Origin of the sequence: Streptomyces sp. 5-10, assembly GCF_014712245.1 — a bacterium.
Taxonomy (GTDB): Bacteria; Actinomycetota; Actinomycetes; order Streptomycetales; family Streptomycetaceae; genus Streptomyces; species Streptomyces violaceusniger.
Genome location: NZ_JACVYG010000036.1, coordinates 32434 through 48185, shown reverse-complemented (window position 1 = coordinate 48185; position 15752 = coordinate 32434). Strand labels below are relative to the sequence as shown.

12 protein-coding genes are annotated in these 15752 nt (G+C 72.7%); 5 read left to right on the top strand and 7 right to left on the bottom strand.

Annotated features, from left to right (window positions below; genetic code table 11):
* Positions 1 to 263 precede the first annotated feature (263 nt).
* Positions 264 to 641, bottom strand: coding sequence for a helix-turn-helix domain-containing protein (locus tag IEJ02_RS31785; RefSeq protein WP_191067981.1), 378 nt, complete (start codon positions 639 to 641; stop codon positions 264 to 266).
* The gene (locus IEJ02_RS31780; protein WP_137979984.1) at positions 638 to 889 is read right to left on the bottom strand and encodes a hypothetical protein; all 252 of its coding nucleotides are present in this window, start codon (positions 887 to 889) and stop codon (positions 638 to 640) included. The genes IEJ02_RS31785 and IEJ02_RS31780 overlap by 4 nt, the downstream gene beginning before the upstream one ends.
* Before the next feature lie 341 nt (positions 890 to 1230).
* On the opposite strand from IEJ02_RS31780, the gene IEJ02_RS31775 reads away from it, so the two are divergent.
* Complete coding sequence (locus IEJ02_RS31775) at positions 1231 to 1935, top strand: hypothetical protein (RefSeq protein WP_191067980.1); 705 nt, start codon at positions 1231 to 1233, stop codon at positions 1933 to 1935.
* A 139-nt stretch (positions 1936 to 2074) separates the two neighbouring features.
* Positions 2075 to 2821: a neutral zinc metallopeptidase gene (locus IEJ02_RS31770; RefSeq protein WP_191067979.1), complete on the top strand. Its 747-nt coding sequence runs from the start codon at positions 2075 to 2077 to the stop codon at positions 2819 to 2821.
* Between the two features lie 96 nt (positions 2822 to 2917).
* Here the strand turns inward: IEJ02_RS31770 and IEJ02_RS31765 are convergent, their stop codons facing one another.
* Together IEJ02_RS31765 and IEJ02_RS31760 are read right to left on the bottom strand one after the other, a co-directional pair.
* The gene (locus IEJ02_RS31765) at positions 2918 to 4642 is read right to left on the bottom strand and encodes an AMP-binding protein (protein WP_191067978.1); all 1725 of its coding nucleotides are present in this window, start codon (positions 4640 to 4642) and stop codon (positions 2918 to 2920) included.
* 73 nt (positions 4643 to 4715) lie between these two features.
* Positions 4716 to 6491 (bottom strand): AMP-binding protein, encoded by a 1776-nt coding sequence (locus IEJ02_RS31760; protein WP_191068035.1) that lies wholly within the window; start codon positions 6489 to 6491, stop codon positions 4716 to 4718.
* Between the two features lie 94 nt (positions 6492 to 6585).
* Here IEJ02_RS31760 and IEJ02_RS31755 point away from each other — a divergent pair, with 94 nt between their 5' ends.
* The 3 genes from IEJ02_RS31755 to IEJ02_RS31745 all read left to right on the top strand — a co-directional run bounded on the left by IEJ02_RS31755 (position 6586) and on the right by IEJ02_RS31745 (position 10163).
* Positions 6586 to 7518 carry a helix-turn-helix transcriptional regulator gene (locus tag IEJ02_RS31755; RefSeq protein ID WP_191067977.1) on the top strand — a complete coding sequence of 311 codons (933 nt, stop codon included), beginning with the start codon at positions 6586 to 6588 and terminating at the stop codon, positions 7516 to 7518.
* 398 nt (positions 7519 to 7916) lie between these two features.
* Complete coding sequence (locus IEJ02_RS31750) at positions 7917 to 9098, top strand: magnesium and cobalt transport protein CorA (protein WP_191067976.1); 1182 nt, start codon at positions 7917 to 7919, stop codon at positions 9096 to 9098.
* 174 nt (positions 9099 to 9272) lie between these two features.
* Positions 9273 to 10163 (top strand): phosphatidylinositol-specific phospholipase C, encoded by an 891-nt coding sequence (locus tag IEJ02_RS31745; protein ID WP_191067975.1) that lies wholly within the window; start codon positions 9273 to 9275, stop codon positions 10161 to 10163.
* A 10-nt stretch (positions 10164 to 10173) separates the two neighbouring features.
* Here the strand turns inward: IEJ02_RS31745 and IEJ02_RS50525 are convergent, their stop codons facing one another.
* From IEJ02_RS50525 to pucD, 3 genes are all read right to left on the bottom strand, one after another.
* Positions 10174 to 11922 carry a glycoside hydrolase family 6 protein gene (locus IEJ02_RS50525; protein ID WP_191067974.1) on the bottom strand — a complete coding sequence of 583 codons (1749 nt, stop codon included), beginning with the start codon at positions 11920 to 11922 and terminating at the stop codon, positions 10174 to 10176.
* A 215-nt stretch (positions 11923 to 12137) separates the two neighbouring features.
* A complete protein-coding gene (locus tag IEJ02_RS31735) occupies positions 12138 to 13289 on the bottom strand; it encodes an XdhC family protein (RefSeq protein ID WP_191067973.1) in 1152 nt (383 codons plus the stop codon).
* Between the two features lie 65 nt (positions 13290 to 13354).
* Positions 13355 to 15751 carry a xanthine dehydrogenase subunit D gene (gene pucD / locus IEJ02_RS31730; protein WP_191067972.1) on the bottom strand — a complete coding sequence of 799 codons (2397 nt, stop codon included), beginning with the start codon at positions 15749 to 15751 and terminating at the stop codon, positions 13355 to 13357.
* Position 15752: the final 1 nt, after the last annotated feature.

Sequence of the window (15752 nt, the reverse complement as noted above, 5' to 3'; positions counted from 1 at the left end):
CAAGCAGCTCTACGGGTACTCCTATTTACTTGACCTTCCTTGCGACACAGGGTGTTCCCGACACGGTGCTTGCCGCCTGGGCAGGGCATACCAACGCCGCCTTTACCAAGCGGGTTTACGTGACCGTTGATCCCCAGCACCTGCGGGTTGCAGCGACGGCCTTCGATCGACTCCTTGGGTAGTCGTCTGGGTCTGTGAAGAATTGTGAGAGACACGGCCTCCTTGCGGGGCCGTGTGCCACCTCATGAGTCGTTGACCTGGGGTTACGTGGCCTCGCTGCCCTTTTCCCGGTTGAGGTAGTTGTAGACGGTGAAGCGGCTCACCCCGAGGGCCCCGGCGACCGTCTCGACGCCGTGGCGCACCGAGAAGGCGCCGCGCTGCTCGAGCTGGCGGACCACGGACTGCTTGGTCTTGCGGTCGAGTGCCGAGAGCGGTACGCCGTGGCGGCGCTGGAGGTCGGCGAGGATGCGGTCGAGCGAGTCCGACAGATGCGGCAGCCTTACGGCGACCACCGGACGGCCCTCCCAGGAGAGCACCACATCGTCGCCCCGGGCCCGGTCGGGTGCGATCATCTCGCCGCCCATGGCGTCGACGAGCGGTTTCACCGCGGCGGCGAAGGGGTGGTCGGCCGGTACGCTCACGCCTCGGCCTCCCCGAGGACGTTGACCTGGAGCGAGATCCGGGTGGCACCGGCCTCGAGGGAGCTGCGCAGCAGCCGGTCGACGGCCTCCAGCACCGCCTCGGCCCCGCCCTCGGCCGTATTGCCGAAGGGGCCGACGTCCACGGCGTCCAGCGGGGCGGCCTGGACGGTCTCGCGAGCCGCCACGGCGTGCGGCGGCACCTCGTCGAGGTCGAACGGTTCGGTGGTGAACTCAACCCTCAATCTCACGTCGCCAACCTACTGCGTCCCGCCTGGGGTCTGTCGTCCAAAGGGGGCGTCCGGCCGCGAGCAAGGGGCACCTCCCAGCGGCAGCCGGGGCGCCTCGCAAGGCGGAGCGTCGCCCTCGTACGGGGCGTACTTGGGCGATGCGACAACGCAGCCGGGCACCTCCCAGCGGCAGCCGGGGGCGCCGTGCCAGGCGCCGGGAGCTGGGCGCCCCCCTTTGACGACAGGCCTTAACACGGCGCCCCCGCCGCTGGGGACGGAACGCCCAAGTCCCTCCCCGCGGCGGCCCGCTTCGGGGAGCATGGACCGATACCGCATCCGCCTTCCGTCCACGGAGCGCCCCGATGACAGACAACGTGCCGGTGCGTTGTCCCGCGTGCCGTCGCGAGCAGTCGTTCACGCCGCCCGCCTTCCCCTGTGCGTGCGGCGCCCCGGTCACCCTCCCCGTCCTCCGCGACGGCAGCCCGGAGGAGCTCGGCCACCGCACCTGGGAGAACCTCTGGGTGGCGGTGGACTGCCCGGCCTGCGGCCGCCAGGGCCACTGGCCGCGGCCGGAGCTCGGCTGCGACTGCGGGGCCGTGGTCCGCGTGCCCGTCGCCGCCGCGCCGCCCCCGGCCGGCCCGGGCGCGACTGCCGGGCCCGGCGGCCCGGCGGTGCGGCGCCCGGCCTTCCGGCCGGTCACGATCCGTACCGCGCGGGACGCGGTCACCGCCGCCGCGCAGTATCTGAAGTGGCTCGGCTTCCGCAGTCTGCGGCCCTCGGAGGACCGAGCGGTCTCCGGGGTGGATCTCTACGGGACGGGCGTGGTCGCCCAGGTCGATCCGACCACCCGCCCCACCGGGCTGCGGGACATCGAGTGCCTGTGGCTGAACGGGCTCCACAAGTCGGCGATGAGCGTCTTCTTCTCGCTCGCGGGCTATGGGCGGGAGGCGCGGGCGCGCGCCGACGCGCTGCGCCTGCCGCTGTTCATCATGGACCTCACCGGCACCCCACAGCCCGTCAACGACCCGGCGGACGTGCTGATCCGGATGGGCCCGCCGGACGGCTGACCCGGTCGGCCCTTGTGCTCATGGCCGGGGAACGCTTCCTTTGAGGGGCCGCCCTCCAGCTGAGGGGCCGCCCTCCGACTGGGGGGCCGCCCTCCACCGTTCACCCGTCCCATCCGCTCGACCGGCCGGAGGCCGAACGATGGCTGTTCCGTGGTTCCCGAGGTCATGGGCCGCTCTCGCCGCCGCCCTGGCCCTCCTCCTGGTGACCGGATGCGGGGGCGCTGAGGTGCCCCCGCCGGTGGAGAGCTCCTCGCCCGCGCCCGGGCCGCCGTCCAGCACACCCGGGCCGCCGACCGGCAGCGCCGGCCCCGACGGTGGAGGGAGCGTGGAGGAGGACATCCAGGCGGCGGTCTCCGTCACCAACGCCTACTGGCAGACCCACTGGCCCCAGCTGTTCACCGGCGGCTACAGCCCGCCCCGGGTCGCGGGTGCCTACGACGGCGACACCCCCGGCACTCCGGTGTGCGGCGGCGCGCCCCTCCCGGACGACAACGCCGTGTACTGCCCGGACGGCGACTACATAGCGTGGGACATGGATCTGATGCGCTGGGGTCATGCGCGCGGCGACGCCTGGGTCTATCTGGTGATCGCCCATGAGTGGGGCCATGCCGTCCAGAACCGGCTGGACGCGGGGTTGGTGGACCTGGCCCGTGAGCTCCAGGCCGACTGCCTGGCCGGGGCCGTGCTCTTCGGCGCCGCGCAGGACGGGACGCTCACCTTCGAGGACGGCGACACCGAGGAACTGGCGGACGCCCTGACCGCGCTCGCCGACAGGACCCCGTGGACCGATGTCTCCGACCACGGCGACGCCTCCCAGCGGGTCTCCTACTTCAGCCGCGGCGCGCGATCCGGAGTGAAGTCCTGTCTGCCGAACGGCATCCAGTGACGGGGACCGGCTGACAGGCCGGGCGTTCCCCGGCGCGGGGGCGTGGGCCCGTACGGGGGTGTGGGCCCCTGCTGTGACAGAGGGGCCCGCATCTCATCAGCTGGGCGCGGCCTGGGGCTCGGCCCGCTCGGCACGCGTTTCCGATCTGGCCGGATCGGCCTCGGACCGGGTCTCGGGCAGCAGCTCCCGGGCGGCCGCCTCACGCAGCTCGACCTTGCGGACCTTGCCGCTGACCGTCATCGGGAAGGCGTCCATGAGCCGCAGATAGCGGGGGACCTTGTAGTGGGCGAGGCGGCCCCGGCAGAAGCGGGCGAGCTCGTCGCGGGTGAGGGTCTTGGCGCCCTCGCGCAGGATGACGCAGGCCAGGATCTCCTCGCCGTACTTCTCGTCCGGTACGCCGACGACCTGCACATCCGCGATCTTGGGGTGGGTGTGCAGGAACTCCTCGATCTCCCGCGGATAGACGTTCTCCCCACCGCGGACGATCATGTCCTTGATCCGGCCCACGATCTGGACGTAGCCCTCGGCGTCCATCACCGCGAGGTCGCCGGTGTGCATCCAGCGCGCCGAGTCGATCGCCTCGGCGGTCCGCTCGGGCTCCTGCCAGTAGCCGAGCATCACCGAGTAGCCCCGGGTGCACAGCTCGCCGCGGGTGCCGCGGGGCACGGTCGCCCCGGTCGCCGGGTCGACGATCTTGACCTCGACATGCGGCAGCACCCGGCCGACCGTGGAGGTGCGGCGCATGAGGTCGTCATCGGGCCGGGTCTGGGTGGAGACGGGCGAGGTCTCGGTCATGCCGTAGCAGATGGACACCTCCTCCATGTGCATCTCGCTGACCACCCGCCGCATCACCTCCACCGGGCAGGGCGATCCGGCCATGATCCCGGTGCGCAGCGAGCTGAGGTCGAAGGTGGCGAAGTCCGGCAGGGCCAGCTCGGCGATGAACATGGTGGGCACGCCGTACAGCGAGGTGCAGCGCTCCCGTTCGACGGCCGAGAGGGTGGCGGCGGCGTCGAAGGTGGGGGCGGGGATGACCACGCAGGCGCCGTGGGTGGTGGCCGCGAGATTGCCCATCACCATGCCGAAGCAGTGGTAGAAGGGCACCGGCACACAGATCCGGTCCTCGGCGGTGTAGCGGACCGTCTCCCCCACGAAGAAGCCGTTGTTGAGGATGCTGTGGTGGGAGAGGGTGGCGCCCTTGGGGAAGCCGGTGGTGCCGGAGGTGTACTGGATGTTGACCGCGTCGTCGCAGCCGATCCGGGCCTCGCGCTCGGCCAGCCGCCCGGGCGCGACATCGGCGCCCGCGCGCACCAGCATGTCCCAGGTCCGGTCGCCGATGTAGATGACATCGCGCAGGGCGGGGGAGGCCGAGCGCACCTGCTCGACCATCCGGCGGTAGTCGCTGGTCTTGTGCTCGGTGGAGGAGACCAGGACCGAGATGCCCGCCTGCTGGAGCACATACCGCAGCTCGTGGACGCGGTATGCGGGGTTGATATTGACCATGATGGCGCCGATGCGGGCGGTCGCGTACTGCAACAGCACCCATTCGGGGCAGTTGACGGCCCAGATGCCGACCCGGTCGCCCTTGGCGACCCCCTTGGCCATCAGCCCGAGCGCGACCTCCTCCACCGACCGGCCGAACTCGGCGTAGGTCCAGCGGCGGCCGGAGGGGATGTCGACGAGCGCCTCGCGCTCGCCGTACAGCTCGACGGCGCGGGCCAGGTTGGCGCCGATGGTGTCGCCGAGCAGCGGGAGGTCACCGACTCCACTGGCGTAGGAGAGCCCGGCTGGGCTTGGTGGGTCGGACGTCAGGTCGGTCATGGCAGCTCCTTGGTGTCACGGTCACGAACGCCTTCACGTTCGTGAGGGTGGGTCATCATATGAGCGTCAGTCATCAGATCTCCTCATGAAACTCGATACCGCCGCCCTGTGCCGTGCGTTCACGCAGCTCGATCCGGCGAATCTTCCCGGAAACCGTCTTGGGGAGGTCGGCGAACTCCAATCGGCGGATCCGCTTGTACGGCGCGAGCACCGCCCGCGAGTGCGCGAACAGCGCTTTCGCGGTGTCCGGGCCGGGCTCCCAGCCCTCGGCGAGGACGATGTACGCCTTCGGCACGGCGAGCCGCACCGGGTCGGGGGCCGGGACGACGGCGGCCTCGGCGACCGCCTCGTGCTCCAGCAGCGCGCTCTCCAGCTCGAACGGGGAGATCTTGTAGTCGGACGCCTTGAAGACGTCGTCGGCGCGGCCGATGTAGGTGATGTAGCCGTCGGCGTCGCGCGAGCCGATGTCCCCGGTGCGGTAGTAGCCGCCCGCGGTGGCCTCGGCGGTGCGCTCCTCATCGCCCTCGTAACCGGTCATCAGGCCGACCGGGCGGCCCTCGGGGCCGGTGAGGTCGAGGCAGATCTCGCCCTCCTCACCGGGCCGGCCGCTGACCGGATCGAGCAGGGCGACCCGGAACCCGGGGGTGGGCCGTCCCATCGAACCCGGCTTGAGCGGCTGTCCGGGGGTGTTGGCCACCTGAACGGCGGTCTCGGTCTGGCCGAAGCCGTCCCGGATGGTCACCCCCCAGGCGCGCCGCACATGCTCGATGACCTCGGGGTTCAGCGGCTCGCCCGCGGCGACGGCCTCGCGGGGCGGGGTGCGCAGCTGGGTGAGATCGGCCTGGATGAGCATCCGCCAGACGGTGGGCGGGGCGCAGAAGGTGGTGATCCCGCAGCGGTCCATCTCGGCCATCAGCCGAGTGGCGTCGAACCGGGTGTAGTTGTGGACGAAGACGGTGGCCTCGGCGTTCCAGGGGGCGAAGAGATTGGACCAGGCGTGCTTGGCCCATCCGGGTGAGGAGATGTTGAGGTGGACATCACCCGGTTTGACCCCGATCCAGTACATCGTCGACAAATGACCGATGGGGTAGGAGATGTGGGTGTGCTCGACCAGCTTGGGGCGGGCGGTGGTGCCGGAGGTGAAGTACAGCATCAGGGGGTCGGTGGCGAGGGTCGGCCCGTCGGGGGTGAAGGGCTCGTCGGCCCCGGCACCGTCGGCCCCGGCACCGTCGGCCGTGGCACCGTCGGCCATGGCGCCCGCCGCGGTGCCCGTCGCCCCGTCCGCCGTGCCGCCCGCCGTGATGGCGGCGGTCCCGGCGTCCTCGTAGGCGAGCCAGCCCTCGGGCGCGCCGCCGACCGCGATCCGGGTGTAGTCCCCGGCCACGTCCGCGAACTTGCCGGTGTCCCCGGCCCGCACGATCACATGCCGCGCCCGGCCGCGCTCGATGCGGTCGGCGAGGTCGAGCGGCCCGAGCAGCGGGGTGGCGGGGATGACGACGGCGCGCAGCTTCATCGCGGCCAGCGCGGTCTCCCACAGCTCGACCTGGTTGCCGAGCATGACCACGATGCGGTCACCGGCCCGTACGCCCCGCTCGCGCAGCCAGTTCGCGGCCCGGTTGGAGCGGCGGCGCAGCTCCTCGAAGGTCAGGCGGATCTCGCCGCCGTCCTCCTCGACGATGTGCAGGGCGGTACGGTCGCCGGCGCGCCCGGCGATCCCGTCGAACCAGTCCAGCGCCCAGTTGAACCGCTCCGGGCGGGGCCAGCGGAACCCTTCGTACGCCGCCGCGTAGTCCTCCCGGTGGCCGAGCAGGAAGTCCCGTGCCGCGCGGAAGTCCTGGGCCGGATGCATTGCTGTCACTTGTCCTCCTGAAGGGCGTACCGCTCGCTAGCATCGTGCGACGGGTGATCTGAGTCTCACTACCCCCGGACGGGGGTGGAGCTGGATGCGGGAGGTGGCCGTGGCGGGATCGGACGGGGCGGGATCGGGCAGGGCCGTCGACGTGCGGAGCACGCTCCAGCGGATGCGCCGGCGCGGTGGACTGCCCGTCGCGTTCGGCGGGCTCTTCTCCGGGTCGCGGCAGTTCCGGATCTCGGAACTCACCGGCACCACGACCAACTCCCTGCGGGGACTGGCCATCACACCCGGCAACGGCCTGGGCGGCAAGGTCCTCACCATGTCCCGGCCGATCTCAGTGGCGGACTACCCCACCTCGCGGGCGATCAGCCATGAATACGACGCCGCGGTGGGCGCGGAGGGGCTGCGCTCGATGCTCGCGGTGCCGGTGGTGGTGCGCGGGCAGGTGCGCGGGGTGCTGTACGGCGCGCTGCGCCAGCCGCTGGTGCTCGGCGACCGTGCGCTGGGCTCGGCCGTGGAGGCGGCCCGCGAACTGGAACGGGCGCTGGAGCACGAACTGGCGCGGGAGCTGGCGGCGCGGGACGAGGCGCAGCTGCTGCTGGCGGAGGCGCGCCGGCGGCGGCTGCGGGGTCAGCCGCGGTGCGCCCCACCGGCGGAGGAGGCCGATTCGGCGGTGTGGGAGGAGGTGCGCGAGGCCCATGGCGATCTGCGGGCCCTGGCGCACCGGGTGCCCGACCCCCAGCTGCGGGCGGAGATACTCACCGCCTGCGGCCGGCTGGCCAGGGCCGCCTCGGGGCGCGGCCGGGAGCGGGAGCACCCGGGCGGGGCGGAGCTGTCGCCGCGCGAGGTGGACGTGCTGGCGTGTGTGGCGTCGGGGGCGACGAATTCGGCGGCGGCGGAGCGGCTGGGGTTGCGGCCGGAGACGGTCAAGAGCTATCTGCGGTCCTCGATGCGGAAGTTGGGGGCCCACACCCGTCTCCACGCGGTGGTCGAGGCCCGCCGGGCGGGGCTGCTGCCGTAGGGAGTGTCCGGCGGTACGCGTACGTCTGCGGCGGGCCACGCGGCGGAGCCGCATATCGACGCTTCCCCTACCCACCCCTTCCCGTAACCGGGGCTCCGCCCCGGACCCCGCTCCTCAAACGCCGGAGGGGCTGAAATCAGCCCGTCCGGGGGCACCTCCCAGCGGTAGCTGGGGGAGTTTGAGGACACGCCCGAAGGGCGTCCGGGGTCCAGGGGGCGGAGCCCCATGGTTGTGGTCCGCAGGACAGGGCCGGGCGCCGAGCGGGCAGTCCGCCGCCCCCCCAGGGCGCACGCCGGTCATATGGGGCGATATCCTGCACTGAGGTCAGTGCTCGCGACACGAGACGACAGGAGTGGCACCGGTCCGAGCCCGAGCCCGCTATCCGTAAAGGACCGTCTATGTCCGAGCGCCGCCGCACCCCGCGTCCCACGAAGCGCCACCCCTGGCTCCGTCCCGCCGGGGCGAACCGGGCCGACGCCACACCCCGCCCCGCCCCGGGCCCGCAGCGCGGCGAGCCGCCGACCGCGGCGGCCGACGGGGCCCCGTCCGAGGCCGACGAGCGCAGTGTGGTGGACGCCGCCGTGTACCGGGGCGGCCGCCGGGTCGGCACCCCCGGCTCCCTCGCCGCCACCTACCGGCGGCTGCGCGAGGAGACGGGCGCCATGGCGTGGATCGGGCTGTACCGGCCGAGCGAGGCGGAGCTGCTCTCGCTCGCCGAGGAGTTCGATCTGCACAAGCTGGCCATCGAGGACGCGATGGAGGCCCATCAGCGGCCCAAGCTGGAGCGCTACGGCGAGACGCTCTTCGTGGTGCTGCGCGCCGCCCGCTATCTCGACGCGCCCGAGGAGGTGGACTTCGGCGAGCTGCACGTCTTCGTGGGGCCCGACTTCGTCATCACCGTCCGGCACGGCGCGGCGCCGGACCTGTCCGCGGTGCGCGCCCGGATGGAGTCCACCCCCGAGCTGCTGGCGCTGGGCCCCGAGGCCGTGCTGTACGCGATCCTCGACGCGGTCGTGGACGGCTACGCCCCCGTCGTGGCGGGGGTGCAGAACGACATCGACGAGATCGAGACCGAGGTCTTCCGCGGCGACCCCGAGGTGTCGCGGCGCATCTATGAGCTCTCCCGCGAAATGGTGGAGTTCCAGCGTGCCACCCGCCCCCTGGTCGGGATGTTGCACGGGCTGATGGCGGGCTTCGACAAGTACGGCACCGACGAGGAGCTCCAGCGCTATCTGCGGGACGTCGCCGACCACGTCACCCACACCAGCGAGCGCGTGGACGGCTTCCGCTCCGCCCTCACCGACATCCTCGCGGTCAACGCCACCCTGGTGACCCAGCAGCAGAACGCCGAGATGCGGGCGCTGGCCGAGGCGGGCTTCGAGCAGAACGAGGAGGTCAAGAAGATCTCCGCATGGGCGGCCATCCTGTTCGCCCCCACCCTGGTCGGCACCATCTACGGGATGAACTTCACCCATATGCCCGAGCTGCACTGGGTGCTGGGCTATCCCTTCGCGATCCTGCTGATGGCGGTGGTCTGCGTCAGCCTGTACCTCATCTTCAAGCGCCGCGACTGGCTCTGACGGCGCCACACCTCTCGCACCTCTCACACCTCTCACACCTCTCCGGCTGGACCGGCGGTTCAGGGGAATCCCTCGATGAACCGCTGATTCAGCCGTTTTCCGTAGCCCCTCCATGCCGTTTGTGCTTCGATGCCGTGCGGCACGGCACCGGCAGGCGAGCGACGGGAGTGGCCTATGGACCGGCGGGGGTTCCTCAGAGGCGCGGCCGCGCTCTCCACCGCGGGGCTGGTCACCGCCGTCGGCGGCACCGCGACGGCCACCGCCGCGCCGCCCCGGCCGACCGCCGCCCAGGACTGGCTGTCGGCCATCGCCGACGCCACTCCGGTCCAGCGGCTGACCCTGCCCGGAACCCACGACTCCGGCGCCCGCTTCGGCGGTCCGTGGACGGAGTGTCAGAACACCACCATCGCCGACCAGCTGGCCAGTGGCATCCGCTTCCTGGACATCCGCTGCCGGGCCTTCGAGAACGCCTTCCCCATCCACCACGGCGCCTTCTACCAGAACCTCAACTTCGACGACGTGCTCGGCGCCTGCCGCTCCTTCCTCTCCGCGCATCCGTCGGAGACCGTGCTGATGCGGGTCAAGCAGGAGTACTCGGAGGAGAGCGCCGCGGAGTTCCGCCGGATCTTCGACATCTATCTGGACGACAAGGGCTGGCGCTCCCTCTTCCGCCTGGACGGCACCCTCCCCACCCTGGGCCAGGCCCGGGGCAGGGTGGTGCTGCTCGCCGACTCGGACAACATGCCGGGGGTGCGGTACGGCGACGGCGCGCTCTTCGACATCCAGGACGACTACATGGCGGAGCCGATCGGCAAGTACCCGAAGGTCGAGGCGCAGTTCCGCAAGGCGGCGGCCCAGCCCGGCAAGCTGTTCATCAACTACGTCTCCACCGCCGCCCTGCTGCCGCCCCGCTCCAACGCGGACCGGCTGAACCCGCGGGTGAGATCGTTCCTGGAGGGCGCCGAGGCACACGGCTGGACCGGGCTCGGGATCGTTCCGATGGACTTCCCGAACACCGCGTCCGGCCTGGTCGACGCCCTCGTCCGGCACAATCCGGCGGGCTGACCGCGGGGCGTCAGGGGCCGTGGTGCCGACGGAAGGCGCTGACCGCCGGGTCCGCGTAGCGCACCAGCTCCAGCGCCTGCTCGGGGAACCACTCCCCCGCCTCGGGGTTGAGGGTCCCGCGCACCGGGTCCAGGGGCCCGTCGGTGCCGCGCAGGCAGCGCCCGTCCGACTCACCCGGCGTCTTCACCCACAGCGCGGCGTCCAGCAGTGCCTCGCCGGTGCGGGTGGTGGGGCGCCGGCCCAGGCCCCGGCCCGGCGGGTTGCACCATGACTGCACGTCGTTGCGCTGGTGCGTCACGGCCCTCGGGGTCCAGGGGCCCTGGCCGTTGCGGCTGGTGTCGGTGACGTAGTGCTTCATACGGGCCGGGTCGTCCGGTACGTGGGCGCGCAGCCAGCGGCGGGCGTGCCGCCGCGACCAGCTCTGCTCGGCGCAGTCCTCGGGGTCCCCGCCCTCGTCGGCGTAGGCGAGGCAGGAGGAGATCAGCCGGCCGTACCAGGCGCTGTCCTGGTCGGTCTGGTAGTGGGAGACATTGAGCGCGAAGCCGGTGGCGCGGTCGATCCCGGCTTTGATCAGCCGGGGCACGATGGTGCTGACGGAGTGCCAGCCGGAGTGGCCCGCGTCCAGGTACACCGACGCGTTGCCGAGTGCGCTGAGGGCGTCGACCGCGTAGTTGATCTCGGAGTAGCGGGCGGCGGTCTCCGGGTCCTCGACCACCGGGGTGTCCAGGTCGCCCGAGGCGCTCGCGTCCTCGGGGTCGGGGGTCACGGGGTCGGGGGTCACGGGGTCGGGGGTCACGGGGTCGGGGGTCACGGGGTCGGGGGTGGGCAGCGGGGGCAGCTCGGGCAGGGTGCTGGGCTGCTCGGCGGAGGGCTCGGGGTCGGGGCTCTGGGACGCGGAGGCCTCGGGGCCGGTGGCCTCCTGGGTCTCCGAGGGCGTGGGCGCCACGAGCTCGGAGGCGTCGGGGCGCGGGTCGGTGGACTGCGGATCCGCGGACTGCGGATCCGTGGACTGCGAGCCCGTGGACTGCGGGTCCGTGGACTGCGAATCGGTGGGCTGCGGGTCCGTGGACTGCGCGGCCTCCTGGCCGGTGCCGGAGGCGGCCGACGCGGCGGGCGGGGCCGTGGACGCGCCGGGGTCGGGCAGCGGCGGCAGTTCGGTGGGCGACGCCTCGACGGCGGGCCGCTCCTCGACGGCCGTCTGCTCGGGCTGCTGCGGCTCGACAGCCGTCTCCTCGGCGTTCGAGGCGTCCGCGCAGTCGGAGGGCAGCAGCGCCAGCGAATCGGGTTCGAGGACGATCAGCACCTTGCGGTCGCCGATGGCCTCGGCGATGGCGTCGATCCACGCCTGGTACGCGGCGAGGCCGTCCGCTCCCCCGCTCGAGTAGCTGCCGCAGTCACGGCCCGGGATGTTGTACAGGGCGAGGACCGGCAGCCTCCCCTGCCGGTCGGCGCTCCGCGTCGTCCGGCGGACCAGCCGCGCGACCTGCTCCGGGGTCTCGTCCCCGTACCAGACCGCGTGCGGCGTCCGCACCATGGCGAGGAGCCCGGCGGAGTCACGGAAGTCGCCCCGCCAGGCGAGCCGGGCCACCTGGCGGTAGGAGTCCCGGTCGGCGGGTGGGACGTACAGGCGGGTCACGCGCGAGGACTCGTCGTCGTCCTCCGGCACGGCCGCGCTCACCACGGGGCTGATCAACAGGGGCAGGGTGGCCGCGGCCACGACGGCCGTCGACACGGTGAGGATCTTGCGTCTCTTACGCACGTGCGCACTCCAGGGGGCGGCAGGACCAAGGTCGGTTTCTGACTCTCACTCAGGAACCGGTGCCCGGCAAATGAACCCTCCGCCAGATGGCAGAGGGTTTTTCCCGCTCAGGGGTGGCCTTATGTCAGACGATCCTTCTGTGATCTGATGCGATTTCAGGTACGCGAGTGTCAGGCGACCGCGTTCGACGGCGTTTCAGGCAACCGAACGGCGTTTCAGGCGACCGAGCCGATCCGGTCCGAGGGCGCCCGGGTGTCGTGGTGGATCGGGGTCCGGGCACCCGTCAGCGGCGTACCGCTGCCGCCCCGCCGGTTCGCGACGATCTCACCCGCGATGGACAGCGCGGTCTCCTCGGGCGTACGGGCGCCGAGGTCCAGCCCGATCGGGGAGCGCAGCCGGGCCAGCTCCGGCTCGCCCACACCGGCCTCGCGCAGCCGCCGCAGCCGGTCCCGATGGGTGCGGGCGGAGCCCATCGCGCCGACGTACGCCACGGGCAGCCGCAGCGCCCGCTCCAGCAGCGGGACGTCGAACTTCGGGTCGTGGGTGAGCACGCACAGCACGGTGCGGCCGTCCACCTCGGTCCGGTCCAGATAGCGGTGCGGCCAGTCGACGACCACCTCGTCGGCGTCCGGGAAGCGCGGCCCGGTCGCGAAGACCGGACGGGCGTCGCAGACCGTGACGTGGTAGTTCAGGAACTTCCCGATCCGCACCAGCGCGCTCGCGAAGTCCACCGCCCCGAAGACGATCATGCGCGGCGGCTCCACGCTGGACTCGGCGAGCAGCGTGACGGGCCGCCCGCAGCGGCTCCCCTCGGCGCCGATCTCCACGGTCGCGGTGCGCCCGGCGTCCAGCAGGGCACGGGCCTCGGCGGCGGACGTACGGTCCAGCTCGGGGTGGCCGCCCAGGGTGCCGTCCCAGCCGCCGTCCGGATGGACCAGCAGGGCGCGGCCCAGCAGCTCGGGCGGGCCGTCCACGATCCGGGCCAGCGCGGTCGTCCGGCCGCCCTCGGCGGCGGACGCGGCGGCGGCGAGCACCGGACGCAGCTCGCGGTCGGCCGCGCGAACCGGGCTGACCAGGACGTCGATGACCCCGCCGCAGGTCAGGCCCACCGCGAAGGCGTCCTCGTCGGAGTAGCCGAAGGTCTCCCGCACGCTCTCGCCGGTGCGCAGCGCCTCCTGGCACAGCTCGTACACCGCGCCCTCGACACAGCCGCCGGACACGCTGCCGACCGCCGTGCCCTCGGCGTCCACGGCGAGCGCCGCGCCGGGCTGGCGGGGCGCGCTGCCGCCCACGGAGACCACGGTGGCGACGGCGAAGTCCCGGCCCTCCTCGCACCAGCGGCGCAGCTCGGCGGCGATGTCCAGCATGTCGATCAGCTCCTCGGGCAGCCATGTACAACCGCGTCAACGCCCCGGGCCCGCGAAATCTGCCCTCAGGTGCCGGTCAGATGTTCCGGGCGGACGGGCACGCGCTTCAGGGCGAGGCCCGTGGCGGCGCGGATGGCGGCGACGACGGCCGGAGTGGAGGAGAGCGTGGGCGCCTCGCCGACGCCGCGCAGCCCGTACGGGGCGTGGTCGTCGGCCAGCTCCAGCACGTCCACCGGCATGGCCGGGGTGTCCAGGATGGTGGGGATCAGATAGTCCGTGAACGACGGGTTGCGCACCCGCGCCCCGTCCCGCGAGACGACGATCTCCTCCATCACGGCGAGCCCAAGGCCCTGTGTCGAACCGCCGTGGATCTGCCCGACGACCGACAGCGGATTCACCGCCTTGCCCACGTCCTGCGCGGCCGCCAGCTCGACCACCTTGACCAGGCCCAGCTCGGTGTCCACCTCGACGACCGCGCGATGGGCGCAGAAGGAGTACTGCACATGGCCGAAGCCCTGTCCGGTGTGCGGATCGAACGGCTCGGTCGGCCGGTGCCGGAACTCCCGCTCCAGGTCGATCGCCTCGTCGCCGAGGATCCCGGCGAGGTCGCCGATCACCTCTCCGTCGTCGGTGACCACCTTGCCGTCCTCCAGCCGCAGCCGTTCGGTCTCCGCCCACGCGGGGTGGGCGGCGCCGAACCGCTCGCGGCCGCGCCGCAGCACCTCCGCCCGGACCGCCTCGCAGGTGTGCTTGACGGCGCCGCCCGTCATATACGTCTGGCGGGAGGCGGAGGTGGAGCCCGCCGAGCCGACCCGGGTGTCGGCCGGGTGGAGGGTGACCCGGTCGACGCCCAGCTCGGTGCGGGCGATCTGGGCGTGCACGGTGACACCGCCCTGGCCGACCTCGGCCATCGCGGTGTGCACCAGGGCGACCGGCTCGCCGCCGATCACCTCCAGCCGGATCCTGGCGGTGGAGTAGTCGTCGAAGCCCTCGGAGAAGCCGACGTTCTTGATGCCGACCGCATAGCCCACCCCGCGCACCACGGCCTCGCCGTGGGTGGTGTTGGACAGCCCGCCCGGCAGGGCCCGTACGTCCACCGGGCCGCCCGCCGCCTCCCAGGCGCGCTCGGGCGGCATCGGCAGCGCCTTGACGCGGCGCAGCAGCTCGGCGACCGGGGCCGGGGAGTCGACCACCTGCCCGGTGGGCATGGTGGCGCCCTGGGACATGGCGTTGCGCTGCCGGAACTCCACCGGGTCCAGGCCGAGTTCGGCCGCCACCGCGTCCATCTGCGCCTCGTAGGCGAAGCACGCCTGGACGGCGCCGAAGCCGCGCATCGCACCGCAGGGCGGGTTGTTGGAGTAGAGCGCGACGGCCTCGACGTCCACGTTCTCGACGACGTAGGGGCCGATGGACAGGGAGGCGGCGTTGCCGACCACCGCCGGCGAGGAGGAGGCGTACGCGCCGCCGTCCAGGACGATGCGGCACTGGACGTAGAGCAGCCTGCCGTCGCGGGTCGCGCCGTGCTCGTAGGTGAGCTTGGCGGGGTGGCGGTGGACATGGCCGAAGAAGGACTCGTACCGGTTGTAGACGATCTTGACGGGCCGTCCGGTGCGCAGCGCCAGCAGACAGGCGTGGGCCTGCATGGACAGGTCCTCGCGCGCCCCGAACGCCCCGCCGACGCCGGAGAGCGTCAGCCGCACCTTCTCGGCGGGCAGCCCGAGGACCGGGGCGAGCTGGTCACGGTCCACGTGCAGCCACTGGGTGGCGATGTACAGGTCCACCCCGCCGTCCTCGGCGGGCACCGCGAGCCCCGACTCCGGACCGAGGAACGCCTGGTCCTGCATGCCCACCTCGTACGTACGGCGGACCACCACATCGGCGCGGGCCCGGGCGGCGGCGACATCGCCGTGCCGGATGGGCTGGCGGTGCACGATGTTCGGGTGCGGGACGTGGGACGCGTGGTGGTCCCGGCGGCCGGGGTGGAGCAGCGGGGCGTCCGGCGCGGTGGCGGTGGCCTCGTCCACGACCAGCGGCAGCTCCTCGTACTCCACCGCGATCCGGGCGGCGGCGCGGCGGGCGGTCTCGGGGTGGTCGGCGGCGACGATCGCGACGGGCTCGCCGTGGTAGCGGACCCGGTCCTGGGCGAGCACGGGCTGGTCGCGGATCTCCAGGCCGTAGTGGGTCCCGGCGGGCAGGTCGTCATGCGTCATGACGGCGTACACGCCGGGCAGGGCGAGCGCCCCGGCGGTGTCGATGGACCGGATCGCGGCGTGGGCGTAGGGACTGCGGAGGGTGAAGCCCCACAGCATGTCCTCGTGCCACAGATCCGAGGAGTAGGCGAACTCGCCGGTCACCTTGAGGGTGCCGTCCGGGCGCAGGGTGGACTCGCCGACGGTCCCCCGGGTGGCGCCGGTGGCCTGGGTGAGGGTGGTGGGGGCGCTGGCGGTGCGGTCGGCTGCCATG